The following is a 26,712-nucleotide window of genomic DNA, read 5'->3' as shown; positions in this document are numbered from 1 at the left end:
GCGCGTTCCTCGGCTCGGCGCGGGTCAGCGGCCGGTGAAGGTGGGCGGCTGCTTGGCCAGGAACGCCTCCACCGCCCGGCGGTGGTCGTCGCTGGCGCCGGTGAGCTCCATCAGCCGGGCCTCGAACGGCAGCGCGTCGCTCAGCGGATGGGTCTCGCCGTAGGCGACGGCCTTGCGGACAGCCGCGTAGGCCAGCGTCGGGCCGTGCGCCCAGCGGGTGGCGAGCTCGGCCAGCCGGGTGTCGAAGTCCGCGTCGGGGACCACCTCGGAGGCCAGACCGATGGCCAGCGCCTCCTCGGCCGGCACCGTCCGCGGGTTGAGCAGCAGGTCGAGGGCCCGGCCGCGCCCGACCAGCCGGGGCAGCGTCCACGAGCTGCCGGTGTCGGCCGACAGCCCGATCGCGGTGAACGAGGTGGTGAACCCGGCCGAGGCCGCCACCAGGCGGTAGTCGGCCAGGAAGGCGATCGACGCCCCCGCCCCGGCGGCGATCCCGTTGACCCCGGCCAGCACCGGCTTCTCCAGCTGGGCCAGCGTGAGGGCGATCGGGTTGTAGCTGTCGGTCACGTTGGCGCCCAGCCGGGAGGCGTCCCCGCTGCCGAGGTCCTCGGCGTGCTCGCGGAGGTCCTGGCCCACGCAGAAGGCCCGACCCGTCCCGCGGAGCACCACGCACCGGACCTCGGGGTCGGCGCCCAGCTCGGCCAGCGCGTCGAGCAGCAGGGCCCGGGAGGCCCGGTCGAGCGCGTTCAGCGCCTGCGGCCGGGCGAACCGGACCGTCCCCACACCGTCGGCCACCTCGACCACCACCGGGTCCTCCGGGGTGCTCCGGGCCGCGTCGTGGTCCACGCCTGACACCGGCTCGCTCATGCCGACCGAGACTACGGGGCGCGACCCGCGAGGCGACTGCCACCCGGGTACGGGATAATGGGGCGGCAAGCCCTATTCGGACTGGAGAGATGAGGATCGACGATGGCTGCAATGAAACCGCGTACCGGTGACGGACCCATGGAGGTCACCAAGGAGGGTCGCGGGATCGTCATGCGTGTGCCGCTCGAAGGTGGTGGTCGGCTCGTCGTCGAACTGAACGCCGACGAGGCCGCCGAGCTGGCCGGCGCGCTGCAGGAAGTCGTCGGCTGACCCGCTGATCGCACGAGGACGGCCCCGGGTCCGCTGGACCCGGGGCCGTCGCACGTCAGGAGCCGTGCACCTCGAGCGCGCGCCGGTACACCTCGACGGTCTCGGCGGCGATCTTCGACCAGGAGAACTCGTCGATGCAGCGCTGCCGGCCGGCCCGCCCGAAGGCGGCGGCGCGGTCCGGGTCACGGGTCAGCGTGTTGATCCGGTCGGCGAAGTCGGACTCGAAGCCGGCCACGAACGCCGGGTCGTCGGCGCGGGCCGGGTCGTAGGGGACCAGCAGCCCGGTCTCGCCGTCGACCACCACCTCGGGGATGCCGCCGACCGCGCTGGCCACCACCGCGGTCTCGCACGCCATCGCCTCGAGGTTGACGATGCCGAGCGGCTCGTAGACCGACGGGCAGGCGAACACGGTGGCGTGGGTGAGGAACTGCCGCACCTCGGCGCGCGGCAGCATCTTCTCGATCCAGACCACGTTGCCGCGGGTCTGCTGGAGGTGCGCGAAGGCGTCGCCGATCTGCCGGGCGATCTCCGGGGTGTCCGGGGCGCCGGCCAGCAGCACCAGCTGGGTCTCCGGGTCGAGCCGCTCGGCCGCCCGGACGAGGTGGATGAGGCCCTTCTGCCGGGTGATCCGCCCGACGAACACCACCGACGGCCGGTCCGGGTCGACGCCGTGGGCGGTGACCACGTCGGTGCCCGGGTCGGGACGGAACTCGTCGGGGTCGATCCCGTTGCGGACCACGTGCAGCCGTGCCGGGTCGATGGCCGGATAGGAGGCCAGCACGTCCCGGCCCATCCCGGCGCTGACCGCGATCACCGCGTCGGCGGCCTCGAAGGCGGTCCGCTCGGCCCAGCTCGACAGCTGGTAGCCGCCGCCGAGCTGCTCGGCCTTCCACGGCCGGTGCGGCTCGAGCGAGTGCGCGCTCACCACGTGCGGGACGTCCTTGAACAACCCGGCCAGGTGACCGGCCAGGTTGGCGTACCAGGTGTGGGAGTGCACCAGGTCGACGTCACCGATCGCGGCCACCATCGACAGGTCGGCCCCGAACACCCGCAGCGCTGCGTTGGCGCCGGGCGGGAAGTCCTCGGCGTGCGCGGTCGCCCCCTCCCGCGGCTCGCCCATGCACTGCACCTCGACCTCGCACAGCTTGCGCAGCTGCGGCACCAGCTGGGCCACGTGCACCCCGGCCCCGCCGTAGATCGTCGGCGGGTACTCGCGGGTGAGCAGGGAGACGCTGAGACTCATCCGCGCATCGTCGCACAGCCCTCCGGCCCCCGGTAGGGCGTCGCCGGGCCCCGCTGGTCATGATCGACTTCGGCGGCGACCCGGCCGGACCCCACCCTTGTGCGGGGTCTCGGGACCCCCTAGGTTTCAGGCGTGGCTGCGCGACCGAGGGTGCTGTCGATCGTCCTGGCTGGTGGCGAGGGCAAGCGGCTGATGCCGTTGACGTTCGACCGCGCCAAGCCCGCGGTGCCGTTCGGCGGGACCTACCGCTTGATCGACTACGTGCTCTCCAACCTGGCCAACGCCGGGCTGCGGCAGATCGCGGTGCTCACCCAGTACAAGTCGCACTCGCTGGACAAGCACATCTCACTGACCTGGCGGATGTCGACCATGCTCGGCAACTACGTCACCCCGGTGCCGGCGCAGCAGCGGCTCGGCCCGCGCTGGTACCTGGGCAGCGCCGACGCGATCTTCCAGTCGATGAACCTGATCAGCGACGAGGACCCTGACTACATCGTGGTCTTCGGCGCCGACAACATCTACCGGATGGACGTCTCGCAGATGGTGGACGCCCACATCGACTCCGGGCTGGGCTGCACGGTGGCCGGGATCCGGGTGCCGCGGGTGCAGGCCACCGCGTTCGGGGTGATCGACTCCGGCGCCGACAACAAGATCAACGCCTTCCTGGAGAAGCCGGCCGACCCGCCCGGGCTGCCCGACGACCCGGAGAGCTCGTTCGCCTCGATGGGCAACTACTGCTTCACCCGCGAGGCCCTGGTGCAGGCGCTGCACAGCGACGCGCAGAGCGAGGACTCGCGGCACGACATGGGCGGCGACATCATCCCGTCCTTCGTCCGCGCCTCCGACGCGCAGGTCTACGACTTCACCGCCAACTCGGTGCCCGGGTCGACCGACAAGGACAAGAACTACTGGCGCGACGTCGGGACCATCGACGCCTACCACGAGGCGCACATGGACCTCGTCTCGGTCGACCCGGTGTTCAACCTCTACAACTCCGAGTGGCCGATCTGGACCTACGCCCCGCAGCTGCCCGGTGCGAAGTTCGTGCTCGACGGCAACGCGGAGGACTCGGTGGTCAGCCCGGGCTGCATCATCTCCGGCGGCGAGGTTGACAATTCGGTGCTCTCGCCGGCCGTCCGGATCGACCGCGGCTCGGTCGTCGACCGCTCGGTGCTGCTCAACAACGTCCGGATCGGCAGCAAGGCCACGGTCAAGAACGCCATCCTCGACAAGAACGTGGTGGTCGAGGACGGCGCCGAGGTCGGCGTGGACCCCGAGGCCGACCGGGCGCGCGGGTTCACCGTCTCCGACGGCGGCATCACCGTGGTCGGCAAGGGCGAGATCGTCCGCCGGGCCTGAGGCCCGGGCAGCTCCCCGGGCCGATCGGTCCGGGTCGGTCAGAACGGGTCGGTCAGGACTTGACGGCGACCAGCAGTCCGTCGCCGACCGGCAGCAGGCTGCAGGTCAGGTCGGTGTTGTCGCGGACCGCCTCGATGGCCTCGCGGACGGCGATCGCGTCGTCGTCGCTGTTGCCCGGGTCGGCGACCCGGCCCCGGCGCAGCGCGTTGTCCACGGCCAGCACCCCGCCGTGCCGGAGCAGCCGCAGGGCCTGCTCGACGTACTCGGCGTACTCCAGCTTGTCGCCGTCGACCAGCACCAGGTCGTAGGCCCCGTCGCTGAGCTTGGGCAGCACGGTGAGGGCCGCGCCGGCGATCAGCCGGAACCGCTGCGGGGCGATGCCGACCTCGCGGAAGGCCTGCCGGGCCGCGTTCTGGTGCTCGGCCTCGACGTCGATGCTGGTGAGGATCCCGTCGGGCTGCATGCCGGCGAACAGCGCCAGCCCGGAGACCCCGGCACCGGTGCCGATCTCGACCACGGCGCGGGCGTTGGCCAGCCGGGCCAGCACGGTGAGCAGGCTCGCGGTGCCACGTCCGACCGGCCAGGCGCCGAAGCCCTCCCCCTGCTGACGGGCCCGGGCAGCGGTGTCGCTCTCGGGCAGGAAGGTCTCGGTGTAGTCCCAGGTCTCGGGGGACGGGGCACCGCCCGCGGAGCGACCGGACGACGACGGGGCGGCTGCGTTCACGGCGACGAGGATAGTGCCTGCGCCCCGCTAGCATGACGGCCATGAACCCGACCGCCGCGCCCGAGGAGTAGCCGTCGTGTTGCACCCTGCGGGCGGGGCCGCGCCGGTGTTCGGCCGGCTCCTCAGCGCGATGGTCACCCCCTTCGACGCGTCCGGCGCACTCGACCTCGAGGCGGCCGCCGCCCTGGCCCGGCACCTGGTCGACGAGCAGGCCCACGACGGCCTGGTGGTCAACGGCACCGGCGGTGAGGCCCCGACCACCAGCGACACGGAGAAGGCCGCGCTGGTCCGGGCCGTCGTCGAGGCGGTGGGGGACCGGGCCGCGGTGGTGGCCGGGGTCGGCACCTTCGACACCGCGCACACCCTCGAGCTGCTGGCCGCCGCCGAGGAGGCCGGTGCCGACGGCGCGCTGGTCGTCACCCCGTACTACTCGCGACCGCCGCAGTCGGGTCTGCTGGCGCACTTCACCGCGGTCGCCGACCGGGCCGGGATCGGGCTGCTGCTCTACGACATCCCGCACCGGGCGGGCGTCCCGATCGCTCCGGAGACCCTGATCGAGCTGGCCGGACACCCGCGGGTGCTCGGGGTCAAGGACGCCAAGGGCGACCTGACCAGCACCTCGGCGGTGCTGGCCGCGACCGACCTCCTCTACTACAGCGGCGACGACGCCACCACGCTCCCGATGCTGGCGGTCGGTGGCTGCGGCGTGATCGGCACCTCGACCCACTTCTGCGGGCCCCAGGTGCAGGAGCTGATCGCCGCCGCGCTCGAGGGCCGGCGGGACGACGCGCTCGCCCTGCACCAGCGGCTGCTTCCGATCTTCACCGGGATCTTCGCCACCCAGGGCTGCATCCTGGTCAAGGCCGGGCTCGAGCTCCGCGGCCGCGGCGTCGGCGGCGTCCGGTCGCCGATGGTGCCGGCCACCGACGCGCAGCGCGAGGCGCTGGCCGCCGCCCTGGCCGCGGCCGGTCTCTGAGCCGAGCCGACGGCCGCGATCGGCGGGCCGGAACACCCCGTCCGGCCCGGTCGTTGACCCTGTGCCGTGGCTTCCTGGGTGCGAGGTCCGGACGAGCCGACCACGGCGTGAACCTGAAGATCGGGTGAGAGCGGAGGGGTGCGATGTTGGGCTTGTTGCCAGTCCGTGCACAGCCCGCTGACAGGCCGGCCCCCGAGAATGATGAGCCAGGTCAGCGTGCCCGCCGCCTCCGACGAGGCGCGGGCGCACCAGACGAGAGGCTCCAGCCGATGTCACCGTTCCGCACCTCCGCGCCCGCCGACCCGGCCCTCCGCAGCGTCCTGACGGTGCCCGCCGACCCCGCGGTCGCGGAGTGGACGCCGCCGAGCTGGGAGGACGTGGTCCGCGACCACAGCGCGCGGGTCTACCGGCTCGCCTACCGGCTGACCGGCAACAGCCACGACGCCGAGGACCTCACCCAGGACGTCTTCGTCCGGGTGTTCCGTTCGCTGCACAAGTTCCAGCCGGGCACCTTCGAGGGCTGGCTGCACCGGATCACCACCAACCTGTTCCTCGACGGCGCCCGCCGCAGGCAGAAGATCCGCTTCGACGCCCTCGCCGACGGCGCCGACGACCGGCTGCCGAGCCACGGCCCGACCCCCGGCGACCAGCTGGCCGACGCCGACCTCGACCACGACGTCGCCGCCGCGCTCTCCGCGCTCTCGCCCGAGTTCCGGGCCGCGGTGGTGCTGTGCGACATCGAGGGTCTGAGCTACGAGGAGATCGCCGACGTCCTCGACGTCAAGATCGGCACTGTCCGCAGTCGGATCCACCGCGGCCGGAGCCAGCTGCGGACCGCGTTGGCGCACCGCCGACCGACCGACGAGCACGCCCGCTACTTCGGGGTCGAGGCCGAGACCGGTGCCGAGACCGACCGGTCGAGCGACCAGACCGACCTTGCGGCCGGGGGTCGACGCTCGAAGTTGCGCGTGGCGCCGGCGTGACCTCGGCCCGGCCCTGCAGCCGGTTCGAGCGCGCCCGATCCGAGCTGGTCGACGGCTCGATCGACGACGAGACCCGCGAGACGCTGCGCCGTCACCTCGCCGGCTGCGACGCCTGCCGGGCCGACGTCGTCGAGTTGCGCCGGGTCCGCGACCTGCTGCACGCCCGGGTCACCGAGGCCCCCGCGCCGTCCACCCTGCAGGGGCGGCTGGTCTCGATCGCCGCCGAGGCGGCCGACGAGCCGTTGCGCACGCGTCCGTTCAAGCAGGCGCGGTGGGGCTCCGGCCGGCTGCCGACCCGCCGGCGCCGCCGGCGCCGGGTCGCGGTGGTCGCCACCGCGTTCGGCACCGTGCTGGTCGTCGGCGCCGGCCTCGGCTACGCGGTCGCCCCGGCCAGCCTGGTCGCCGTCGACGACCCGACCGGCGCCGCCCGCAGCGGGTTCGCCGCGGTCCGCGCGGACGTCCCGCTGAGCAGTGACCCGGCGACCGCCGCCCTCGTCGCCGCCGGCCGCCTGCCGGCCGGGTCGGCCGCCGCGCACCGGCTGTGGAGCTCGGCCGACCCGAACGCCGCCAGCCCGTCCGCCGCGATCGGCACCCCGCGGCAGGTCTCGCTGAGCGACCCGGGCGGAGGGTCGGCGTCGGTGCTCGCCCCGAACGCACCCGCCGGCCGGGCGATCGGGGCCGGCGCCGCCGCGTCCGCGCTGGCCGCCGCCGAGGCCGCCGCCGGACGGGTCGGCTACCAGGGCACCGAGCAGGTGGTCGTCCAGGACGGCGACCGGCGGATGACCGCCGAGGTGACCGTCTCCTCGACCGGGGCCGGCGGCAGCCTGCTCACCGTCCGCGCCGACGACGGCACCGCACTGGTCCAGGGCTCGATGCCGGCCGAAGCCGACTCCGTGTCGCTGGTCAGCCTGCTCAGCGGGTCCTACCGGCTCAGCGGCGTGGCCGACGTGTCCGTGCTCGGCCGCCGGGCGACGGTGGTCGAGGCCCGCACGTCCGGGACCACGGACACGCAGGCGCCGACCGCGCGCTGGTGGGTCGACCAGCAGACCGGGCTGTTGCTCGGCCGGCAGACCTTCACCCCGTCCGGGACGCTCATCCAGTCGAGCATGTTCACCGCCGTGGCCGTGCGGACCGGGCCGACCGCCAGCACCCCGTCCTCGCAGCTGACCGCCACCACCGCCGCTGCGGTGCTGGCGCCGTCGGCCGGGCACGGTCTCGAGGCCTCCGGCTGGACCTGCGAGCAGCGACTGGCCGGGCTGCCGCTGACCCAGGTGCGCACCGACGACCTGACCGACCCGAGCGTGGTGCACCTCGTCTACACCGACGGGGTCACCACGCTGAGCGTGATGGAGCGCCGGGGGAGGCTCGACGACACCCCGTCGGGATCGTCGCTCGATCCCGCGCTCGGCGCCTTCGTCAGCGCCGGAGCCCCGTTCTCGGCGAGCTGGCAGTCGGGCGACAGCGTGCTCACCGTGGTGACCGACGGATCCCGCGACCGGCTGGCTCAGGCCGTGCACAGCTTGCCCCATGCCGCGGTGCCGCACGCGACTACGATGGGCCGGGTCCGGTCCGGCTGGGCCTACCTCGCCTCGCTGCTGTTCCGGTGACCGCCCTGCGGTCCCGCGCGGCCGCCGGTCGCACCGTTCGAACGTCGATGGGGAGCCCATGGTGAGCAGCGACAGCGGCTCCCGTCCCTCCTCGCAGCCCGACCGACCCGACCGCGACTCCTGGTTCGACGACGTCTTCGGACGACGTGACCGCAGCGGCGACGGCGACCCGGCCAGCAGTCCCACCGCCGCCGACCCGCGCGGTTCCGACCCGGCCGAAGGCTGGGACCCGTTCGGCGGACCGCCCACCCAGGAGCTCCCGGCCTTCGGCGACCTCGGGGGCCCGACCTCCGAGACCCGCCCGTCCTGGGTGTCCGGCGGCGTCTCGAGCCACCCGGACGGTTTCGGCGGTCCCCCCGGCCCGGTCGCCACCGGCGGTCACCCGGGCTGGGGCGCGCCGTCGTCCGGGCCGGTCGGCTGGTCCTACCCGACGGCCGTCGACCCGCGCGTGACCGCGCCGGCCGCCTTCGCACCCGCCCCACGCCGGCCCCGCCGCCGCGGCACCGTGGCCCGCACGGTGGCCGTCGCCGCCCTGGTCGCGCTGGTGGTCGGTGGGGCGGCGGGCTACGGCGGCTACCGGCTGGGCGCCCGGGACCTCCCGGTCGCCGGGCCGAGCCTCGCGTCCCCGGCCGGCACCGGCAGCGCCGCCCCGCGGTCGTCCGCGGTGGCGGTGGCCCGGGCCGTGCTGCCCAGCACCGTGACCATCCAGGTGACCGGCGCCGCCGGCACCGGCACCGGGTCCGGCTTCGTCTACGACGACCGCGGCCACATCCTCACCAACAACCACGTGGTCAGCGCCGGCGGCGGCGACGGCCGACTGCTCATCGAGCTCTCCGACGGCACCTCGGTGATCGGCTCGGTGGTCGGCAGGAGCCCGAGCTACGACCTCGCCGTGGTCCGGGTCGACGACGCGAGCCGGCTCACCCCGGTCCGCTTCGGCGACTCCGACGCCGTCCAGGTCGGCGAGACCGCGCTGGCCGTCGGGTCGCCGCTCGGTCTCGGCGGCACGGTCACCGAGGGGATCATCTCGGCCACCCACCGCCCGGTCGCGGTCGACGAGAACAGCGACGCCGACGCGCCCTCGGCCTACATCGACGCCCTGCAGACCGACGCGGCGATCAACCCGGGCAACTCCGGCGGGCCGCTGGTCGACGACAGCGGACGGGTGATCGGGGTCAACTCGGCCATCCTCACCCTGGGCAGCGGTACCGGGAGCCAGCAGAGCGGCAACATCGGTCTCGGGTTCGCGATCCCGATCGACCAGGCCCGGACCGTGGCGGCGGAGCTGATCAGCCGCGGCGTCGCGACCTACCCGGTGCTCGGGGCCGGCGTGACGGACGGGCAGACGGACGCCGGTGCGGTGCTGCAGAGCGTCGAGCCCGGTCAGCCCGCCGCCCAGGCCGGGCTGCAGGTCGGTGACGTGGTCACCGCCCTCGACGGACGCCGGGTCAGCCGGGCCCAGGAGCTGATCGTGGCCGTCCGGTCCCACCGGCCGGGCGACCGGGTCAGCGTGACCTACGATCGGGGCGGCGTCACCGCACGGACGACGGTGACCCTCGGATCCAGGGAGGGATGACGGTGCTCGACATCGGGGCTCCCGAGTTCCTCGTGCTGGCCGTCATCGCGGTCATCCTGTTCGGGCCGGAACGGCTGCCGCAGCTGGCCCGCAAGGCCGCCCAGGTGCTGGCCTACGTCCGGCAGATGGCGGGTTCGGCCCAGACCCAGCTGCGCGACGAGCTCGGCCCGGGCTTCGAGGACTTCGACTTCACCGACCTCAGCCCCAAGGCCTTCGTCCGCAAGCACCTGCTCGAGGACGTCGAGCCGATCGTCGCCGACGTCCGGGACGAGCTCGGCTCGCTGCGGACCCTCGGCCGCGAGTCCGCCGACGACCTCACCGACAAGATCAACAGCGTCAAGGCGATCACCCCCGGCGGCCCCGGCGACGTGTCCGGCTCGCTCAACGGGTCGTCCGCGAACGGCTCGGCGCTCAACGGGTCGGCCGGCTCGCGGCTGGTGCTGACCCCGTTCGACCCCGACGCCACCTGAGCGGTCCCGCTCCGCACCGCGCGGCACCGTCCCGCAGGGAACCGCGCCCGGTGGTCCGGACCGGTCAGGGCCTGATCCGGGTGTCCCGGCTGCAGAACCTCAGCACCGGCACCGCGGTCGTCGGCGGCGTGAACACCCCGGTGGCCCGGCTGGTCACCGCCGCGCTGGCCCTGCTCGTGGTCGGGGTGATGGTCGTCGTCGCCGTGGTCGCGCTCAGCGGGTCCTGACCGGCCGCGGGCGGCGGACGCTCAGCGACCGACCGGCTGCAGCCCGAGCTGGCGGCCGGCCAGGTTCTTCCCGCGCGCGGCGAGCCGGTCGGCCAGACCGCTCAGCGCCCGCGCCGCGGCGGTCTCCGGTTCGGCGGTGACGATCGGGTTCCCGTCGTCGCCGCCCACCCGCAGCCGCGGGTCGAGCGGGATCTCGGCCAGCACCGGGACCTCGTAGCCGAGCCGGCGGCCCAGCGTCCCGGCCACCTCGGCGCCACCGCCGCTGCCGAACACGTCGACCCGGTGGGTCTCGTGGCAGTGCGGGCAGGTGGTCTCGAGGTAGGACATGTTCTCCACCACCCCGATCACCCGCTGGTTGAGCATCGAGGCCATCGTCCCGGCCCGCTCGGCCACCTCGGCGGCCGCCTGCTGCGGGGTGGTCACGACGATGACCTCGGCGTTCGGCAGCTTCTGGCCGAGCGAGATCGCGACGTCGCCGGTGCCGGGCGGCAGGTCGAGCAGCAGGTAATCCAGGTCGCCCCAGTAGACGTCGGCGAGCATCTGGGTGAGCGCCCGGTCGAGGATCGGACCCCGCCAGGCCACCACCTGGTCGCGGCGCGGCTTGAGCATGCCGATCGAGATCACCTTGAGGTCCTGGGTGGGCACCGGGAGGATCATGTCCTCCACCGCCGTCGGCCGGGCGTCCCCGACGCCGAGCATGGCCGGGACCGAGTGGCCGTAGATGTCGGCGTCGAGCACGCCGACGCTCTTCCCCCGGGCGGCCAGGGCCAGCGCCAGGTTGACCGTCACCGACGACTTGCCGACGCCGCCCTTGCCGGAGGCGACCGCGATCACCGTGGTCAGCGAACCCGGCTGGGCGAACGGGATCTCCCGCTCGGGCTGGCCACCCTTGAGCTGGTCACGGAGCGCGGCCCGCTGCTCGTCGGTCATCACCCCGAGCTCGACCTCGACCGCGCTCACCCCCGGCACCGCGCCGACCTGGGCGGTGACGTCGCGGCGCAGGGTGTCCTTGAGCGGGCACCCGGCGACGGTCAGCAGCACGGTGACCAGCACCCGGCCGGTGGGGTCGACGTCCACCGCCTGCACCATGCCGAGCTCGGTGATCGGGCGCTTGATCTCGGGGTCGTTCACCCGGGCCAGCGCGGCCTTGATCGGTTCGGCCAGCGGGTGATCGGCGACGACGGTCTGTTCGGGCACGGGTTCCAGCCTAGTCAGCCGTTCCGCGTGACCCGGGTCACGCGGAACGGCCCGAGATCCGGACGGGGCCGGCCCCGGGCGGACCCGAGCGAGCGCGGATCAGGCCCGGACCGGGGCTCCGGTCGGCGCCTGCTCGTCGTCCTCGGCGGCCAGCTCGGCCAGCAGCGACCGCAGCTCGTTGCGCAGCTCGGAGCGCAGGTAGTCCCGGGTGGCCAGGTCACCCACCGACATCCGCAGGCTGGCGATCTCGCGGGCCAGGAAGTCCATGTCGGCCCGGCTCTGTGCCGTCTGCTGCCGGTCGGCGTCGAGCGCCACCCGGTCGCGGGCCTCCTGGCGGTTCTGCGCCAGCAGGATCAGCGGGGCGGCGTAGCTGGCCTGCAGCGACAGCAGCAGGGTGAGGAAGATGAACGGGTACGGGTCGACCTCGCTGCTCTTGGGCAGCGCCACGTTCAGCACGATCCAGACGATGATGAACGCCGACATCCAGGCCAGGAAGGTCGCGGTGCCCATGAAGCGGGCGAACGCCTCGGCGAACTTCCCGAACGTGTCGGAGTCCATCCGGCGCCAGGGGAGCAGCGGACGGCGCCGCCGGCCCGGCGTGTTCAGTCGTTCGGGCTCGCGGCGTTGATCGCGCCGTCGGTCCCGGGTCGTGTCTCGTTCGCGGTTCCTGTCCCGATCGTTCTCGGCGGCGCGTGCCATCAGTCACCCCTCTCGTACGGGTCGTTCGTCGCGGCGCTGACGGCGATCTCACCGCCGGTGTGCGCCTGGTCGTGGTCCCGGTCGTCGCCGGAGTCCATCTGCGTGCCCCGCCAGTCCTCGGGCAGCACGTGGTCGAGCACGTCGTCGACGGTGATCGCGCCGATCAGCCGGCCCTCGCGGTCCACCACCGGGGCGTTGACCAGGTTGTAGGTGGCGAAGTAGCGGCTGACCGTGTGCAGGTTGGCCTGGTCGCTGATCGGTTCGAGCTCGGAGTCGATCAGCCCGGAGACCAGCAGCGACGGCGGTTCGCGGAGCAGGCGCTGGATGTGCACCCCGCCGACCAGGCGGCCGGTCGGCGTCTCCAGCGGCGGCCGGCAGACGTAGACCATCGCGGCCAGCGCCGGGGTCAGCTCCTCCTGCCGGACGATGGCCAGCGCGTCGGCCACGGTGGCGTCGGGCGGGACGATCACCGGCTCCGGCGTCATCATGCCGCCGGCGGTGAACTCGGCGTAGGTCAGCAGTCGCCGGACGTCCTTGGCCTCGTCCGGCTCCATCCGGCCGAGCAGCTCCTCGGCGACCTCCGGCGACAGCTCGCCGATCAGGTCGGCGGCGTCGTCGGGGTCCATCTCCTCGAGGATGTCCGCGGCGCGCTCGTTGTCCATCGCCTGGATCAGCTCGACCTGCTCGTCCTCGGGCAGCTCCTCGAGCGCGCTGGCCAGCTTGTGGTCGTCGAGCGCGGAGGCGACCTCGGCCCGGCGGCGCGGCGACAGGTCGTGCAGCTCGCGCGCCACGTCGGCCGGCTTCATGTCCTCCATCTGCGCGACCAGCTGGTCGGTGGCCTGGCCGAACTCGCCGGCCAGCAGGGTGATGTCGGTCCAGTCGACGATCACCACCTGGCCGCGACGGGCCAGCCGGCGCGCGCTGCCACCCTCGCGGACGGCGACCTCGGCCAGCTCCCAGTCCCGGTTGCGGGCCCGCAGCATGGCCACGTCGAAGATCATCCAGGTGCCCGGCTGTGACCGCCGGCTGACCTGGGCGTCGAACAGGTCGTCGATCACCAGCGTCTCGGAGTCGCGGCGTTCGAACCGCCGGGTGTTGACGATGCCGGTGCTGATCACCTGGACCGCGTCCACGCTGCGGATCCGCTCCATCGGCATGAAGATCCGGTGCCGGGCGAACAGCTCGACGACCAGCCCTTTGACCCTCGGCGCCCGGCCGAGGGTGCGGCGCTGGACGACGACGTCGCGGAGGCGTCCGACCTGGTCACCGGCGTCGTCCATCACCGGCAGCCCGCGGATCCTCGCGATGAAGATGGCTTGGGCCGACGCACTCACGTCGGGAGACTAGCGCGAGCGGGTGAGCGGAGCCTTGACCGCGGTCACCGTTCGAGCAAGATCACGAGCCGTCGGCCGCGTCCTGCAGCACCCAGCCGACGTCGCCGGTGAGCCGGACCGACTCGCTCGGCCCCCAGCTGCCCGGGCGGTAGGGGACCGGCGCCGGCGGGTGGTCGACCACCGGTGCGGCCGCGGTCCAGGCCCGCTCGAGCCCGGCACTGCTGGTGAACAGCGACCGGTCGCCGAGGGTGACGTCGTGCAGCAGCGCCACGTACGGCGGCAGCCCGGAGGAGTCGGTGCCGTTGTCGAGCTTGAGGTCGATCCGCTGCTCGACCAGGTCGAGGTCGGGGCCCGGCTTCTTGAGCACCAGCTGCACCTGCATCTCGCCGGTGCCCTTGAGCGACAGCTCGATGGTGCTGGCCGGCACGTGGGTGAGCGGGCCCTGCGGGGTGCGGACGACCAGGATGACCTTCTGCTGGCTGACCGCCATCTGCTTGCCGCTGCGGAGCACGAACGGCACCCCGCGCCAGCGGTCGGTGTCCACCCACAGCCGGACCGCGGCCATGGTGTCGGTCTGCGAGTCGTCGGGCACGTCGGGGAGCTCGCGATAGCCCTCGTACTGGCCGAACACGACGTCGTCGGCCTCGAGCGGGCGGAACGCGGCCAACACCGACTCGCGGGCGTCCTGCAGGTCCTCGGCGCGCATGCTGGCCGGCGGCTCCATCGCCACCTCGGCGGCGACCTGGAACAGGTGGGTGGCGATCATGTCCTTGAAGGCGCCGGTCTCGTCGTAGAAGCCGGCCCGGTCGGCCACGTCGAGCGTCTCGGGGACGTCGATCTGCACCTGGGTGACGTACTCCTTGCACCAGATGTTGGCGAAGAGCGCGTTGGCGAACCGCAGCACGTGGATGTTCTGGGTCGCTTCCTTGCCGAGGAAGTGGTCGATCCGGTAGACCTGCTCCTCCTTCATCACCGACTGGACCAGGTCGTCGAGCTCGTGGAAGGAGGCCAGCGAGTTGCCGTAGGGCTTCTCGTAGACCACCCGGCTGTCGTCGCGGATCAGGTCGTGCTCGTCGAGGCCCTCGGTGATCTTGATGAAGGCCGACGGCGGGATGGCCAGGTAGTGGATGTAGCGGGCGTCCGGGCCGAGGTCGTCGTGGGCCTCCTGGAGCACGTCGAGCAGGCTGCCCGGGTTGCTCTTCTCGAAGCCGCCGCCGGCGAAGAACAGGTGCTCGACGAAGGCGTCCCACTGCTCGGCCGTGTACTTGGGGCCGAACTCGTCGAGGACCTCCTTGACGTGACCGCGGAAGTCGAGGTGCGAGACGTCGCCGCGGCCGTTGCCGACCATCCGCCAGGTCTCGGGCATCAGGCCGCGGGTGTGCAGCTCGAAGAACGCCGGCAGCACCATCCGCTTGGCGAGGTCGCCGGTGGCACCGAACAGGACGAAGATCGTCGGGTCCTCACTGGGCACGGGTCACGTCCTTCCCGGCCCGCCGTCCGGCGAACCGCTCCGTCCGGCGGGGCTCGCCGGTCCTGTCTGGTCGGTCACCGACACTGGTGACGTTCGGCACAAGCCTCCCCCAGGTGGTGTGGGCACCGGACACCGGGTGGCAGGCTTGCCCGCATGCTGGCTGCTGACGGCGCCCCCGAGCCGCTCACCGGAGGCTCGGTGCCGCTCACCGGAGGCTCGGTGCCGCTCACCGGACGCGCGGTGCTGGTCACCGGCGCGGCCGGAACCATCGGCGGTGAGGTCTGCCGACGGTTCACCGAGGGCGGGGCCAGGGTCACCGCGTTGATCATGGAGCACCAGGAGCCGCCCACCTTTCCGACCGGTGACCCGGCCTACGAACGGGTGGTCCGCGGCGACACCACCGACCGGGAGCTGGTGGGCGAGGCCGTCGACGGGGCGGCCGCGGTCGTCCACCTGGCCGCGTACATCAGCCCGACCGCGGCCCCGCCCTACGACGTCTTCGTCAACAACGTCGCCTCCACCTTCACCGTGCTGTTCCAGGCCGGCGAGCACGAGGTGCCGCGCGCGGTGCTGGCCAGCAGCATCAACGCGAGCGGGCTGCCGATGAACAGCCACGACGTGGCGGTGGACCACTACCCGGTCGACGAGGACCTGCCGGTCGACATCGAGGACCCGTACTCGCTGAGCAAGCAGACCGACGAGGGCACCGCGCGGATGATCAGCCGGCGGTTCCCGATGCCGACCGTGGCCTTCCGCTTCCCGCTCACCACCACCCGTGCGCGGCTGCTCGAGTTCGGCGCCCTCGACCCGGGCAAGCCGAGCGCGGTCCGCGAGGGGTGGTCCTACCTCGACGTCCGCGACGCCGCCCGCGCGGTCGAGCTGGCGGTCACCCGGCCGGTGTCGGGGGCGCACGCGGTGCTGGTGGCGGCCGACGACGTCCGGGTGCCGCACGCCACCGAGGACCTGCTCGACGCCTACGCACCCGGGGTGCCGCGCCGGCGTCGCTTCGTCGGGACCGAGGTGCCGGTCGATCTCGGCCGGTGCCGGTCGTTGCTGGGCTTCCGGGCCGAGCACACCCTCGATCTCGAACCGGGTCCGTTGCCCGGGTCCTGAGCGGACCCGGGTACGGCGGTGCGATCAGGGGTACCGGACGGACGGCGCCCGCAGGGTGGAGCCGGAGCGGGAGGGGAGACGCGGTGAGCGGGACGACACGGTTCAAGGACCTGGTGATCGACGCGGTCGACGCCGGTGCGGCGGCGACCTTCTGGTCGAGGGTGCTGGGGCTGACGGCCGAGGAGCGGCCGAACGGGTTCGTGCTAATCGGCGAGCAGCCGACCGACACCGTGTGGATCAACGCGGTGCCCGAGCCGCACACGGTGAAGAACCGGGTGCACCTTGACGTCCACGTCGGCTCGATCCGCGAGCTGACCGCGCTCGGGGCCCGGGTCTCCGACGACCGGCACCGCTGGACGATCATGACCGACCCCGACGGACAGGAGTTCTGCGCGTTCGTCCGCGACCACGACGAGCTGCCCCAGCTGCGGATGTACGAGCTGGTGGTCGACTGTGCCGACCCGGCTGCGCAGGCCCGGTGGTGGGGCGACCGGTTCGGCGTGACGGCCGAGACCGACGCCGGCGGCTGGTGGTGGCTCGACGGCGACGCGGTGCCCTGGCCGCTGGTGTTCAACCCGGTGCCCGAGCCGAAGACGATCAAGAACCGGGTGCACTGGGACGTGATCGGTGACGTGGACGCGCTGGTCGCCGCCGGGGCGACGGTGCTGCGGCCCGAGGGCGACGACCTGCGCTGGTCGGTGCTCGCCGACCCCGAGGGCAACGAGTTCTGCGTCTTCACCGACGGGTGAGGTCGCCCGCTGAGCTGGTCGAAGCGCCTAGCTCTCACGCCCTTCGACAGGCTCAGGGCACGGTGGCGGGTTGTCGAAGCGCTCGGCCGCGACGCCCTTCGACAGGCTCAGGGCGCGGTGGCGGGTTGTTGAAGCGCCTAGCTCCGATGCCCTTCGACAGGCTCAGGGCACGGTGGACGCGCGCTGAGCTGGTCGAAGCGCCTAGCTCTCATGCCCTTCGACGGGCTCAGGGCGTTGCGGTCGGGACCGGCGCGGAGGGCTCGGGATGATCATGGTCGGCCGCACGCCAGCGGACCAGCGTCGAGACCCGGCTGGGGTCGGCCTCCTCGGACGTCGCGGGCGCCCGGTCCTCCGGTGCGGCCAGCGCGAGCACGATCAACGCGTACCGGTCGGTCACGCCACCGGGTGCGGGCCGTAGAGCCGGGCGATGTCCTCCGATCCCTGCCAGCCGCTGTAGGCACCGACCTGCGGCCATCCGGCGGGGGAGTCCTGCCAGTCCTCCTGCCGACCCCAGGGGAGCAGGTCGATCAGCGCGAAGGTGTGGCTGAGCTGCTCGGTGCCGCGACCGTTGGTGTGCCAGGTGCGATAGACGTCGTCGCCGTCGCGGAGGAACACGTTGACCCCGAACCCGCCGCCCGGTGGGGCGTCGACGTCGGCCCCGAACGGGCTGTCGGCGGTCGAGTACCAGGTCATCCGGTTGCCGACCCGGTCGCGGTAGGCCAGCGCCTGGTCGATCGGGCCCTGGGTGACGATCACGAACCGGGCGTCGTAGTTGTCGAGGAACTCGAGTCGGGTGAACTGCGCAGTGAAACCGGTGCACCCGCCGCACTGCCACTCGGCGTCGTCGAACCACATGTGGTGATAGGTGATCAGCTGGTGCCGCCCGGCGAACACGTCGACCAGCCGCACCGGGCCGTCCTCGCCCTGCAGCGTGTAGTCGGGCATCTTGACCATCGGTAGCCGGCGCCGCTGGGCGGCGATCGCGTCGAGCTCGCGGGTGGCGGCCTTCTCCCGCACCCGGAGCGCGTCGAGCTCGCGGCGCCAGGTCTCGGGATCGGTGACCGGGGGCAGGGCCTGGGCCGGGCTGTCCGGGTCGGTGGGCCGGTGCTCGGTCGTCGCGCTCATCGGGTGGGCCTCCTGGTGCGGTCGTCGGTGATCCGTCATGGTGTCGGGACGCCGTAATGTGCACGATGTCCACATTGCTTATCGTGTCAGCGTGCACCCGACCGGTCAAGCAGTCGCCGGCCCCGCCGAACCGTCACGGCCCTATCACCACGGACGACTCCGCGAGGCGTTGATCGAGGCCGGTCTCGAGCTGACCCGGACCGGCGGGCCCGCGGCGCTGGGGCTCCGCGAGGTCACCCGGCGGGTGGGGGTCTCGCCGAACGCCGCCTACCGGCACTTCGCCGACCGCGGTGCCCTGCTCGCCGCCGTGGCCGGTCGGGTCCAGCAGGCGATGGCCGACCGGATGACCGCCACCGACCACGCCGACGCCGGCGCTCGGAGACGCGACCCGGCCGTTCGCGCGGTGGCCCGGCTGCGGGCCGTCGGGCTCGGCTACATCGGGTTCGCCCTCGACCACCCGGGGTGGTTCGACCTCGCCTTCGCCGGCCCGGTGCTGGAGGCCGCCCGGACCGCCCGGCCCGAGGAGGTGGCGCCGCCCTACGCGGCCCTGGTCGCCGCGCTGGACGCCCTGGTGACCGCCGGGGCGCTCGAACCGGAGCACCGCCCGGGAGCCGAGTGGCCGTGCTGGTCGGCCGTCCACGGGTTCGCCGTCCTCGCCGTCCACGGGCCGCTCGCGGGCCGGCCCGCGGTCGAGTGCGACCTGCTGGCCGCGCGCACGGTCGACGCGGTGATTGCCGGGCTGCCGCTGCGGACCACCTCGACCCGGGGCTGAGACCTGCGCCACGGCCTTCCCCGGGTCGCCGGGCTCGGGTTAGCGTGGCGCGCCTCGGGGAGCCGCCGAGCCGGGTCCGCCCGGCTCACGAACGGCAGGAGACGCCGTGCCCCCGACCACCCCCACCGCCGCTCGCCACGTCCGCCGACCACCGTCCCGCGCGGCGACCGCCGCCCTCGTCGCCCTCACCCTGCTGGTCGTGCCCGGGCCGCCCGCCGACGCCGTGCCGGCCGCGGAACGAGCGGACCGCGCCGGGAGCACCACGGCGGCCGCCCGGGTGAGCGATCCGGCCCTGGCCCGGTCGCTGGCCGCGGTGATGCGCGACAGCCGCGTCCGGCACGGGTCGAGTGCGACGGTCGCCGACACGGCGGGCGGTGCGGTGCTCTACAGCCGCTACGGCTCGACCGCCCGCACCCCCGCCTCCAACCTCAAGCTGGTCACCGCCGCCGCGGCGATGGACACCCTCGGTCCCGGCTACCGCTTCCGCACCGAGGTGCTGCGGGTGGCCGCGGTGCGGAACGGCGTGCTCGGCGGCGACCTGTGGATCAAGGGCTACGGCGACCCGACCACCCGGCAGCAGGACTACGCCTCGCTGGCCCGGCAGGTCCGGGCGGCCGGGATCCGTCGGGTCAGCGGGCACCTCGACGTCGACGTCAGCTGGTTCGACGGCCAGAGCTACCACCCGGCCTGGTCGCGCGGCTAAGCCGACGACTACTACGCCGCGCAGGTGCGGCCGCTGACCATCGCCCCGACCACCGACTACGACGCCGGCACCGTGCTGGTCAGCTACCGACCCGGGCGTCGCGGTCAGCGGCCGACCGTCAGCACCGTCCCGGCCGCCGCGATCAAGGGTCTGACCCTCAGCAACCGCGCCACCACCAGCGGATCGGCCACCCGGATCGCGATCAGCCGCCGCTCCGACAGCCGGACGATCACCGTCACCGGCCACGTCCGCGCCGGGAGCAGCGGCGGGTCGGTGCAGATCGCCGTCGGGTCGCCGCACCTGGTCGCCGCCGCGGTGTTCCGCGACGAGCTCCGCAAGGCGGGCGTCGCGGTGAGCGGCTCGACCCGGGTGCGCAGCGTCCCGGCGCGGCGTGCCGACGGCTCGGGAGCGCCGCAACGGGTCGCCCTGGACCGGTCGATGACCCTGGCCCAGCTGCTGGTGCCGTTCCTCAAGCTGAGCAACAACAGCCATGCCGAGGCGTTGACCAAGACCCTCGGCCGGGTGGCCGGCGGGGCGGGCAGCTGGTCCGCCGGGACCACGGTCACCCCTCGCTACCTCGCCCGCAGCGGCGTCCCGCTGGCCGGGGTCCGGCTGGTCGACGGCTCGGGGCTGTCCCGGTCCGACCGGCTGACCACCCGCGCCACCGTCGCGCTGCTCGCCCGGGTGACGCGCGAGCCGTGGTTCGCCGCCTACTCCGCCGCGCTGCCGGTGGCCGGCGACTCCCGCCGGATGGTCGGCGGCACCCTCCGCAGCCGGATGACCGGCACCGCCGCGGCCGGCAACGCCCGGGCCAAGACCGGCAGCCTGACCGGGGTGACCGGGCTCAGCGGGTACGTCCGCGGGGCCGACGGCCGCCGCTACGCGTTCTCCATGATCAGCGCGTACAGCACCCGCACGCCCCGGCCGGTGGAGGACCGGCTGGTCGTCACGCTGGCCCGCTGGCGGCGCTGAGACGCGTTCCGCCGGAGCGGGCCGACGGCCGCGAGACGGTAGCGTGGGAGGTGCACGTCCCGCGTCCGGCCCGCCAGGAGGAGACCATGTCCCTGCCGCAGCAGCAGCCGAGCTCGATCTTCGAGCTCAACTTCCCGCAGTCGGTGGGGATCTACCAGACCTACGAGGACGCCCAGAAGGCCGTCGACTACCTGTCGGACAACAAGTTCGCGGTGCAGAACCTGGCCATCGTCGGGACCGACCTCAAGTCGTTCGAGCGGGTGCTCGGCCGCAAGAGCTGGGGCACGGTGATCGGGCAGGGCGTGCAGAGCGGCATCACCATGGGTCTGCTGGTCGGCCTGGTCTTCCTGATCTTCGCCGGCGGTCGGGCGCTGGTGCTGGTCGCGGTCGCGCTCGGCATCGGCCTGGTGCTCGGCATCGCCAGCAACGCCTTCGCCTACTCGCTGAGCCGCGGTCGCCGCGACTTCACCTCGGTCACCCAGACCGTGGCCACCAAGTACGAGGTGCTCTGCGAGCACAAGGTGGCCCAGCAGGCCCGGGACATGCTGCAGCAGATGCCCGGCGCCCGCGCGAACCTCTTCTGATCACAACCAGCGGTTGCGTTTGAAGCCGACGTAGAGGCTGACCATGACGGCGGCCATCACGGCGAGCGCGACGAAGTAGCCGTAGCGGCTGTGCAGCTCGGGCATGTTGTCGAAGTTCATGCCCCAGACGCCGGCCAGGAAGGTCGGCACCGCCACGATCGCCACCCAGGCGGAGATCTTGCGCATGTCGACGTTGTCGGCGACCGAGGCCCGGGCCAACCCGGCGGCCAGGATCGAGCTGAGCACCTCGTCGAAGCTGGCCACCGCCTCGGCGGCCTCCGTGTGGTGGTCGGACAGTTCGCGGAAGTAGGCCCGCGCCTCGTGCGGGATCATCGAGTAGTCCCGGGTGGCCAGCCGGACGAGCGGTTGGCCCAGCGGCACCACGCACCGCTTGAACTCGATCAGCTCGCGCTTGAGCTGGTAGACGCGGTCGACCTCGTGCTCGCCGCCGCGGCTGAACACCAGCGACTCGATCTCGTCGACGTCGACCTCGATCTCGTGGGTGACCTGCATGTAGTCGTCGATGATCTTGTCGAGGATCGCGTAGAGCACCGCCGACGGACCCTGGGCCAGCCGTTCCGGGTCGGCCTCCATCGTGTGCCGCAGCTCGCCGAGCTGGGCGTGCTCGCCCTTGCGGACGGTGATCACGAAGTGCTCGCTGAGGAAGACCATCACCTGCCCGGTGCGGACCACCTCGGAGGTCTCGGTCAGCTCCTCGTGGTCGACGTAGGCGACGGTCGAGATGACCATGAACAGGTCGTCGCCGAACATCTCCAGCTTCGAGCGGGTGTGTCCCTCGACGGCGTCCTCGACGGCCAACGGGTGCAGGTCGAACTGCGGGGACAACCGCTGCAGGTCGTCGTCGGTCGGGTCCTTCAACCCCAGCCAGACGAAGCCCTCGCCGGCGCAGGCCCGCCGGGCCGCACTCGAGAGGTCGGTGGCGGGCTGCCGGACGCCGTCGACGTAGAGCCCCCAGGCGACCACCGAGTCCGGGGCCGGGGCCGCGGGGGTGTCGGCGGGGCGGGCGGCAGGACGCCGACCGAGCACGCTCAGCGAGGAGAGGTAGCGCTCCTGCGCGGTCCGGACCGCGCCGCGGGCGCCGGCCGGTCGGCCGGGTGCCTTGGACCGGGGTCGCGTGGTGTCCGCCATCTCCAGCACCTCCTCCTCCGGTCCGCCGACCGGGTACCGCCGGGACGGACCGGCCCGGTCGTCCGCGATCAGTGTCGCAGCAGCGGGGCCATCCAGGCCTCGACGTCGTCCGCGGTCCGCGGCAGCGCCGCCGAGAGGTTCTCGTTGCCGTCCTCGGTGATCAGGATGTCGTCCTCGATCCGGACGCCGATCCCGCGGAACCGCTCGGGCACCAGCAGGTCGTCGGCCTTGAAGTAGAGCCCGGGCTCCACCGTGATCACCATGCCCGGCGCCAGCGTGCCCTGCCGGTAGTTCTCGGTCCGGGCCTGCGCGCAGTCGTGGACGTCGAGCCCGAGGTGGTGCGAGGTCCCGTGCACCATCCACCGACGGTGCTGGCCGCCCTCCTCGCCGAGCGACTCCTCGGCGCTGACCGGCAGGATGCCCCACTCCTCGAGCCGACGGGCGATCACCGCGATCGCGGCCTTGTGCACGTCGGCGAATTCCGCCCCGGCCCGCGCCGCGGCGATGCCGGCCTCCTGCGCCTCGAGCACCGCCCCGTAGACCTCGCGCTGGGCCTCGCTGAACCGGCCACCCACCGGGAGCGTCCGGGTCACGTCGGCGGTGTAGAGGGTGTCGACCTCGACCCCGGCGTCGATGAGGATCAGCTGGTCCTCGCGCAGCTCGCCGTCGTTGCGGATCCAGTGCAGGGTGCAGGCGTGCTCGCCGGCCGCGGCGATGGTGTCGTAGCCGATGGCGTTGCCGCTGTGCCGGGCGTGCAGGCCGAAGACGCCCTCGACCCAGCGCTCCCCGCGTCCCCGCCGGACCGCCTCGGGCAGCTCGGCGACCACCGCGGCGAACGCCTCGGCGGTCTGCCGGCAGGCCTCGCGCAGCTGGTCGGCCTCGAAGGCGTCCTTGCGCAGCCGGAGCTCGCTGAGCGCGACCACCAGTTGCTGGTCGGCCTCGGCGGGCGTCGTCGCGGCCTGCTCGTCCTGCTCGGCCCCCTGCTCGTCCTGCTCGTCCTGTGCGGACTCGGCTGTCCGGTCCGCGGTCTGCTGCGCGTGCTCGGCCCGGATCTCGGCCACCAGCCGCTCGATCTCCGGGTCGACGCCGGCGACCAGCCGGAGCGTGGTGCTGTCGGCGTTCTTGGCCAGGGCGTCGCGCAGGTCGTCGATCGAGGCGCACGCGATCCCGGTCAGCGCGCTCATCTCCTCCAGCGACTCGCGCTTGCCCACCCACATCTCGCCGTAGCGGGGGTCGGCGTAGAACTCGTGCGCGTCGCGAGGGGCCCGGGGCTTGAAGTAGAGGGTCGGCTCGTGCCCGTTGTCCGAGGGCTCGAGCACCAGCACCGCGTCGGGCTCGCGGTCCTCGCCCAGCCCGGTCAGGTGCGCGAACGCCGAGTGCGGGCGATAGCGGTAGTCGGTGTCGTTCGAGCGCACCTTGAAGCCGCCGGCCGGGATCACCAGCCGCTCGCCGGGGAACTGGGCCCCGATCGCCTCGCGCCGGGCCGGCGCGTGCTCGGCCGCCGGCAGCCGCGCGGGCAGCTCGGTGCTGTGCGGAGCCCAGTCCTGCCCGATGAAGGCGCGGAACGCCTCGGAGAACGGGGTCTGGCGGTTGGGCAGGGCGGGCTGCTTCTCGCTGCTCTCCATGGCTCTGTTCTACACCGCGCCGGCGGCGGGGGACGGCGGGCCGTGCGGCCGCGACCGGCCGTACGGCGCCACCGGAGAGGGGGCTGGGTGGCTGACCCGGACGCTGCACCCCTTCACTAGGGTGAGGGTCATGATCGCCACCGCGGCCCGGCTCACCGCAGCGACCACGCCGGAGCGCCTCGCGGCGATGGGCTTCCGGCCCGACGACGCCGCCGACGTGGGCCGGCTGGTCGAGCGGGTGCTGACCAACGAGGCCGACCTGCACCGCGTCTCGGTGCTGGCCGACCGGCTGATCGCCCAGATCGGTTGGTTCGCCGAGCCGGCCTACGAGCTCTTCGACCACGACCTCGCCCGCGACGAGCACTACGGCGCCGGCACCTTCCCGATGCTCGCGCTGCTGATCACCGCCGACGACGTGGTCGACTTCCACCGCAGCCGGGAGATCCCCGACGACGTGTCGTGGGCGACGCTCGCCGACCTCGGCCAGCAGGTGTGGGTGCACCGGCGGACGTACGGCAGCTTTGGGCTGCACACCCAGGGCTGGATGACGGTGGCCTGGTCGGGCGCGCTGTACGCCCTCGGCCGGCTCCAGTTCAACCTGCACAGCCGCACCGAGCACGCCGACTGGTGGCTGTCGACCCACATCCCGGAGACCGGCCCGCTGACCCCGGAGCTGGTCGACGACTCCTTCCGCCGCGCGCAGGCGTTCTTCGGCCGGCACTTCAGCGACTACGAGTTCGCCGGGTTCCTCTGCGACTCCTGGCTGCTCGACCCGCAGCTGACCGAGGCGCTCGGCCCGGACACCAACATGGGCCGCTTCCAGCGCCGCTGGCACCTGAACCAGCCGCCGCGGCCCGGGGACGGCGACGCGCTGTTCTTCACCTTCCGCCGCCGCGGCGACGTCGACCTCGACGCGCTGCCGCAGGACACCACGCTGCAGCGGGCCATCGTCGGCAAGCTCAGGAGCGGTGGTCACTGGTACTGCTACCAGGGCTCGCTCGGCTTCGACGAGGTCCCGCCGGCACCCGCCGGGGACGGCGCCGCGTCGTGACCGACGTCTGGCTGGTCCGGCACGGCGAGACCGAGTGGAGCCGCGACGGCCGGCACACCTCGGTCACCGACCTGCCGCTCACCCCGGCGGGGGAGGCCGAGGCGCGGCGGCTGGCCGGCCACCTGGACCCGAACGCGTTCGGTCTGGTGCTCAGCTCGCCCCGGCAGCGCGCCCGCCGGACCGCCGAGCTGGCCGGGTTCGTCGGCGACCACGCGCCGCGGATCGACGAGGACCTGGCCGAGTGGAACTACGGCGACTACGAGGGTCGGTCGAGCGCGACCATCCACGAGCACGACCCCGGCTGGACCATCTGGCCGCACGGGGCACCGGGCGGCGAGACGCCCGACGACGTCCGGGCCCGGCTCGACCGGCTGATCGCCCGGCTGCGCGGATCCGGGGTCGAGCAGGTGCTCTGCTTCGCGCACGGTCACATCCTGCGGGCGATGACGCTCGTCTGGCTCGGGCTCGACCTCGAGCTGGGTGAGCACTTCCCGCTCGCGACGGCGACCGTTTCCGTGCTGGGCGACGTCAAGGACGGCGTCCCGGCCCTCGAGAGGTGGAACAGCAGACCATGAGCGACGACCAGGACCCCGCGGCCGAGGTACCCGAGACCGACCTGCCGGACCCCCGGCACCGCACCCCGGAGGGCGTCGACGACGCCACCGTGGCCGCGCTGGGCAAGCTGTCCGAGGCGCTCGAGACCTGCGAGCGCGCCCGCGGTCACCTCTACTCGTTCCACCAGCTCACCGGCTCGGCGGACATCGGTCTCGGCGAGGCGGTGGAGGCACTCCGGCAGGCCGGGCACACCGAGGTCGCCGACCGGCTCGACCGCGAGCTGGTCGGACGCAACGTGCTCGCGGGACGCTGGACCTTCCAGATCGTCGAGGAGTACGACGACGGCTACTGGTCGCTGTTCCGCGCGCTCGAGGCCGATGCCCGCGAGCGGCTGGCCGGCGGCCGGCGGCACCTCTTCGAGGCCCGGCTCAAGCAGGACGAGCGGACTCCGGACGCCTCGGCCCACGAGGCGACCCCGGAGGACACGGGCGAGGCCACGTCGGCCCGCTGACGCGCGAAGCGGACGTGCGCTGAGCCTGTCGAAGCGCGAGCGCGGCGCAGGCCGCTGATCAGGAGGCGAGCGCCAGCGGCTCGGTGACCGCGGCCGCGCGGACCGTCGTCGGGAAGCCCGTCGGGCAGCCCAGCAGCCCGGTCAGCGTCGCGGCGGCGTCGTCGCGGTGGACCAGCGCCACCGCGTCCCACGGCTCGACCCAGTCGGGCTCCGGCGCGAACGGGACGGTCAGCTCCGAGCGCAGCCTCTGCCAGCGCTCCCAGTGCCGGGCGAAGCTGTCCGGTCGCACCACCCGGCCGCGGTCGCGCTGTCCGGCCAGGGCGTCCGTGCGGTCGACGTCGACCAGGACGAGCCGGGTCCGCCAGCCCCGGCTCTCGGCGAGCCGGCCGAGGGCGCGCAGCCGGAACGGCCGGGTGCACGGGTCGTGCACGACGAGCCGGGTCCCGGGCAGCTCCGGGCCGAGCAGAATCCAGCCGACCACCCGGAGCAGGTGCAGGGTGTGCACCCACGGGCGGTAGCGGCGGTAGGCAACCCGGGGACCGAGCCGGGCGGCCAGCCGGCGGCGGACCTGGTCGGAGTCGAGGGCGCGCACCGGGACCGGCCCGCGGTCGGCCCGCAGGGCCGCCTCGATCGCCGTGCTCTTCCCGGCGCCGGGGATCCCGCCGACCATGATCAGATCGGGCCGGGCCGGCTCAGGCGGTCCTGCCGCGGTGGACGGCGGGCGGACGGTGGCCGGGCTGGGCTCGCGCGCGGTCATCGTCCCAGGGTGCCGCGGGATCCGGTCGTCCCCGATGGGTGGAAGC

Annotated in this window: 27 protein-coding genes and 1 pseudogene; 16 read left to right on the top strand and 12 right to left on the bottom strand. The window is 73.5% G+C overall.

Features of this window, described 5'->3' with window-relative positions:
- Positions 1-24 precede the first annotated feature (24 nt).
- Positions 25-864 carry an enoyl-CoA hydratase/isomerase family protein gene (locus tag FHX74_RS10455; protein WP_182560056.1) on the bottom strand — a complete coding sequence of 280 codons (840 nt, stop codon included), beginning with the start codon at positions 862-864 and terminating at the stop codon, positions 25-27.
- A 102-nt stretch (positions 865-966) separates the two neighbouring features.
- Between FHX74_RS10455 and FHX74_RS10450 the strand changes: the two genes are divergently transcribed.
- Complete coding sequence (locus tag FHX74_RS10450) at positions 967-1,134, top strand: DUF3117 domain-containing protein (RefSeq protein ID WP_013865153.1); 168 nt, start codon at positions 967-969, stop codon at positions 1,132-1,134.
- Positions 1,135-1,189: 55 nt separating this feature from the next.
- On the opposite strand, the gene glgA is transcribed toward FHX74_RS10450, so the two are convergent.
- Complete coding sequence (glgA, locus tag FHX74_RS10445; RefSeq protein WP_182560055.1) at positions 1,190-2,377, bottom strand: glycogen synthase; 1,188 nt, start codon at positions 2,375-2,377, stop codon at positions 1,190-1,192.
- Positions 2,378-2,509: 132 nt separating this feature from the next.
- Between glgA and glgC the strand changes: the two genes are divergently transcribed.
- Positions 2,510-3,736 carry a glucose-1-phosphate adenylyltransferase gene (glgC, locus tag FHX74_RS10440; RefSeq protein WP_182560054.1) on the top strand — a complete coding sequence of 409 codons (1,227 nt, stop codon included), beginning with the start codon at positions 2,510-2,512 and terminating at the stop codon, positions 3,734-3,736.
- Between the two features lie 52 nt (positions 3,737-3,788).
- Here glgC and FHX74_RS10435 read toward each other — a convergent pair whose 3' ends face one another.
- Positions 3,789-4,460, bottom strand: coding sequence for an O-methyltransferase (locus tag FHX74_RS10435; RefSeq protein ID WP_182560053.1), 672 nt, complete (start codon positions 4,458-4,460; stop codon positions 3,789-3,791).
- Positions 4,461-4,539: 79 nt separating this feature from the next.
- Between FHX74_RS10435 and dapA the strand changes: the two genes are divergently transcribed.
- The 6 genes from dapA (at position 4,540) to FHX74_RS10405 (ending at position 10,299) form a co-directional block, all read left to right on the top strand.
- Positions 4,540-5,436 (top strand): 4-hydroxy-tetrahydrodipicolinate synthase, encoded by an 897-nt coding sequence (gene dapA / locus FHX74_RS10430; RefSeq protein WP_235970606.1) that lies wholly within the window; start codon positions 4,540-4,542, stop codon positions 5,434-5,436.
- Positions 5,437-5,705: 269 nt separating this feature from the next.
- Positions 5,706-6,419 (top strand): RNA polymerase sigma factor SigE, encoded by a 714-nt coding sequence (sigE, locus tag FHX74_RS10425; protein ID WP_182560052.1) that lies wholly within the window; start codon positions 5,706-5,708, stop codon positions 6,417-6,419.
- Positions 6,416-8,026, top strand: coding sequence for a zf-HC2 domain-containing protein (locus tag FHX74_RS10420; RefSeq protein ID WP_182560051.1), 1,611 nt, complete (start codon positions 6,416-6,418; stop codon positions 8,024-8,026). Before sigE ends, FHX74_RS10420 begins: the two co-directional genes overlap by 4 nt.
- A 58-nt stretch (positions 8,027-8,084) precedes the next feature.
- Positions 8,085-9,602, top strand: coding sequence for a S1C family serine protease (locus FHX74_RS10415; RefSeq protein WP_182560050.1), 1,518 nt, complete (start codon positions 8,085-8,087; stop codon positions 9,600-9,602).
- Between the two features lie 2 nt (positions 9,603-9,604).
- Positions 9,605-10,072: a sec-independent translocase gene (locus tag FHX74_RS10410; RefSeq protein WP_182560049.1), complete on the top strand. Its 468-nt coding sequence runs from the start codon at positions 9,605-9,607 to the stop codon at positions 10,070-10,072.
- Positions 10,073-10,122: 50 nt separating this feature from the next.
- Entirely contained in the window at positions 10,123-10,299 is a 177-nt protein-coding gene (locus FHX74_RS10405; protein WP_182560048.1) for a hypothetical protein, read from the top strand.
- 21 nt (positions 10,300-10,320) lie between these two features.
- Here FHX74_RS10405 and FHX74_RS10400 read toward each other — a convergent pair whose 3' ends face one another.
- The 4 genes from FHX74_RS10400 to FHX74_RS10385 all read right to left on the bottom strand — a co-directional run bounded on the left by FHX74_RS10400 (position 10,321) and on the right by FHX74_RS10385 (position 15,000).
- Complete coding sequence (locus FHX74_RS10400) at positions 10,321-11,496, bottom strand: Mrp/NBP35 family ATP-binding protein (RefSeq protein WP_182560047.1); 1,176 nt, start codon at positions 11,494-11,496, stop codon at positions 10,321-10,323.
- Between the two features lie 99 nt (positions 11,497-11,595).
- Positions 11,596-12,054, bottom strand: a complete 459-nt coding sequence (locus FHX74_RS10395; RefSeq protein WP_235970546.1) for a DUF1003 domain-containing protein — start codon at positions 12,052-12,054, stop codon at positions 11,596-11,598.
- A 140-nt stretch (positions 12,055-12,194) separates the two neighbouring features.
- Positions 12,195-13,475 (bottom strand): magnesium transporter MgtE N-terminal domain-containing protein, encoded by a 1,281-nt coding sequence (locus tag FHX74_RS10390; protein ID WP_182560435.1) that lies wholly within the window; start codon positions 13,473-13,475, stop codon positions 12,195-12,197.
- A 115-nt stretch (positions 13,476-13,590) separates the two neighbouring features.
- The gene (locus FHX74_RS10385; RefSeq protein ID WP_182560045.1) at positions 13,591-15,000 is read right to left on the bottom strand and encodes a glucose-6-phosphate dehydrogenase; all 1,410 of its coding nucleotides are present in this window, start codon (positions 14,998-15,000) and stop codon (positions 13,591-13,593) included.
- A 153-nt stretch (positions 15,001-15,153) separates the two neighbouring features.
- On the opposite strand from FHX74_RS10385, the gene FHX74_RS10380 reads away from it, so the two are divergent.
- Positions 15,154-16,113, top strand: coding sequence for an NAD-dependent epimerase/dehydratase family protein (locus FHX74_RS10380; protein ID WP_220483756.1), 960 nt, complete (start codon positions 15,154-15,156; stop codon positions 16,111-16,113).
- 83 nt (positions 16,114-16,196) lie between these two features.
- Positions 16,197-16,862: a VOC family protein gene (locus tag FHX74_RS10375; RefSeq protein WP_182560044.1), complete on the top strand. Its 666-nt coding sequence runs from the start codon at positions 16,197-16,199 to the stop codon at positions 16,860-16,862.
- A gap of 226 nt (positions 16,863-17,088) precedes the next feature.
- On the opposite strand, the gene FHX74_RS10370 is transcribed toward FHX74_RS10375, so the two are convergent.
- Together FHX74_RS10370 and FHX74_RS10365 are read right to left on the bottom strand one after the other, a co-directional pair.
- Positions 17,089-17,259: a hypothetical protein gene (locus tag FHX74_RS10370; protein WP_182560043.1), complete on the bottom strand. Its 171-nt coding sequence runs from the start codon at positions 17,257-17,259 to the stop codon at positions 17,089-17,091.
- A complete protein-coding gene (locus FHX74_RS10365; RefSeq protein WP_182560042.1) occupies positions 17,256-17,987 on the bottom strand; it encodes a DUF899 domain-containing protein in 732 nt (243 codons plus the stop codon). Before FHX74_RS10365 ends, FHX74_RS10370 begins: the two co-directional genes overlap by 4 nt.
- Before the next feature lie 91 nt (positions 17,988-18,078).
- Here FHX74_RS10365 and FHX74_RS10360 point away from each other — a divergent pair, with 91 nt between their 5' ends.
- The 3 genes and pseudogenes from FHX74_RS10360 (at position 18,079) to FHX74_RS10345 (ending at position 21,018) form a co-directional block, all read left to right on the top strand.
- Positions 18,079-18,759 (top strand): TetR/AcrR family transcriptional regulator, encoded by a 681-nt coding sequence (locus FHX74_RS10360; protein WP_220483755.1) that lies wholly within the window; start codon positions 18,079-18,081, stop codon positions 18,757-18,759.
- Between the two features lie 106 nt (positions 18,760-18,865).
- Positions 18,866-20,434: pseudogene (dacB, locus tag FHX74_RS10350) on the top strand (D-alanyl-D-alanine carboxypeptidase/D-alanyl-D-alanine endopeptidase).
- 86 nt (positions 20,435-20,520) lie between these two features.
- Positions 20,521-21,018 (top strand): general stress protein, encoded by a 498-nt coding sequence (locus FHX74_RS10345; RefSeq protein ID WP_182560038.1) that lies wholly within the window; start codon positions 20,521-20,523, stop codon positions 21,016-21,018.
- On the opposite strand, the gene FHX74_RS10340 is transcribed toward FHX74_RS10345, so the two are convergent.
- Entirely contained in the window at positions 21,019-22,167 is a 1,149-nt protein-coding gene (locus FHX74_RS10340) for a magnesium and cobalt transport protein CorA (protein ID WP_182560037.1), read from the bottom strand.
- Between the two features lie 68 nt (positions 22,168-22,235).
- A complete protein-coding gene (locus FHX74_RS10335) occupies positions 22,236-23,792 on the bottom strand; it encodes an aminopeptidase P family protein (RefSeq protein WP_182560036.1) in 1,557 nt (518 codons plus the stop codon).
- 130 nt (positions 23,793-23,922) lie between these two features.
- Between FHX74_RS10335 and FHX74_RS10330 the strand changes: the two genes are divergently transcribed.
- Genes FHX74_RS10330 through FHX74_RS10320 form a run of 3 tightly spaced genes read left to right on the top strand, consistent with a single transcriptional unit; the run spans position 23,923 to position 25,909 of the window.
- Positions 23,923-24,843 (top strand): acyltransferase domain-containing protein, encoded by a 921-nt coding sequence (locus tag FHX74_RS10330; protein WP_182560035.1) that lies wholly within the window; start codon positions 23,923-23,925, stop codon positions 24,841-24,843.
- The gene (locus FHX74_RS10325) at positions 24,840-25,418 is read left to right on the top strand and encodes a histidine phosphatase family protein (RefSeq protein WP_182560034.1); all 579 of its coding nucleotides are present in this window, start codon (positions 24,840-24,842) and stop codon (positions 25,416-25,418) included. Before FHX74_RS10330 ends, FHX74_RS10325 begins: the two co-directional genes overlap by 4 nt.
- Positions 25,415-25,909 carry a hypothetical protein gene (locus FHX74_RS10320; RefSeq protein ID WP_182560033.1) on the top strand — a complete coding sequence of 165 codons (495 nt, stop codon included), beginning with the start codon at positions 25,415-25,417 and terminating at the stop codon, positions 25,907-25,909. The genes FHX74_RS10325 and FHX74_RS10320 overlap by 4 nt, the downstream gene beginning before the upstream one ends.
- Positions 25,910-25,967: 58 nt before the next feature.
- Here FHX74_RS10320 and FHX74_RS10315 read toward each other — a convergent pair whose 3' ends face one another.
- A complete protein-coding gene (locus tag FHX74_RS10315) occupies positions 25,968-26,666 on the bottom strand; it encodes an AAA family ATPase (RefSeq protein WP_182560032.1) in 699 nt (232 codons plus the stop codon).
- Between the last annotated feature and the right edge of the window lie 46 nt (positions 26,667-26,712).

Origin of the sequence: Microlunatus kandeliicorticis (genome assembly GCF_014137855.1) — a bacterium.
Lineage (GTDB): Bacteria > Actinomycetota > Actinomycetes > Propionibacteriales > Propionibacteriaceae > Microlunatus > Microlunatus kandeliicorticis.
This window is presented reverse-complemented; position numbering and strand designations above follow the sequence as displayed.

Coding starts and splice junctions, on each gene's coding strand:
- FHX74_RS10455 (WP_182560056.1), bottom strand. CDS start 864: ATGAGCGAGCCGGTGTCAGGCGTGGACCACGACGCGGCCCGGAGCACC.
- FHX74_RS10450 (WP_013865153.1), top strand. CDS start 967: ATGGCTGCAATGAAACCGCGTACCGGTGACGGACCCATGGAGGTCACC.
- glgA (WP_182560055.1), bottom strand. CDS start 2,377: ATGAGTCTCAGCGTCTCCCTGCTCACCCGCGAGTACCCGCCGACGATC.
- sigE (WP_182560052.1), top strand. CDS start 5,706: ATGTCACCGTTCCGCACCTCCGCGCCCGCCGACCCGGCCCTCCGCAGC.
- FHX74_RS10415 (WP_182560050.1), top strand. CDS start 8,085: ATGGTGAGCAGCGACAGCGGCTCCCGTCCCTCCTCGCAGCCCGACCGA.
- FHX74_RS10395 (WP_235970546.1), bottom strand. CDS start 12,054: ATGGACTCCGACACGTTCGGGAAGTTCGCCGAGGCGTTCGCCCGCTTC.
- FHX74_RS10390 (WP_182560435.1), bottom strand. CDS start 13,475: ATGGACGACGCCGGTGACCAGGTCGGACGCCTCCGCGACGTCGTCGTC.
- FHX74_RS10380 (WP_220483756.1), top strand. CDS start 15,154: ATGCTGGCTGCTGACGGCGCCCCCGAGCCGCTCACCGGAGGCTCGGTG.
- FHX74_RS10365 (WP_182560042.1), bottom strand. CDS start 17,987: ATGAGCGCGACGACCGAGCACCGGCCCACCGACCCGGACAGCCCGGCC.
- FHX74_RS10345 (WP_182560038.1), top strand. CDS start 20,521: ATGTCCCTGCCGCAGCAGCAGCCGAGCTCGATCTTCGAGCTCAACTTC.
- FHX74_RS10340 (WP_182560037.1), bottom strand. CDS start 22,167: ATGGCGGACACCACGCGACCCCGGTCCAAGGCACCCGGCCGACCGGCC.
- FHX74_RS10335 (WP_182560036.1), bottom strand. CDS start 23,792: ATGGAGAGCAGCGAGAAGCAGCCCGCCCTGCCCAACCGCCAGACCCCG.
- FHX74_RS10330 (WP_182560035.1), top strand. CDS start 23,923: ATGATCGCCACCGCGGCCCGGCTCACCGCAGCGACCACGCCGGAGCGC.
- FHX74_RS10320 (WP_182560033.1), top strand. CDS start 25,415: ATGAGCGACGACCAGGACCCCGCGGCCGAGGTACCCGAGACCGACCTG.
- FHX74_RS10315 (WP_182560032.1), bottom strand. CDS start 26,666: ATGACCGCGCGCGAGCCCAGCCCGGCCACCGTCCGCCCGCCGTCCACC.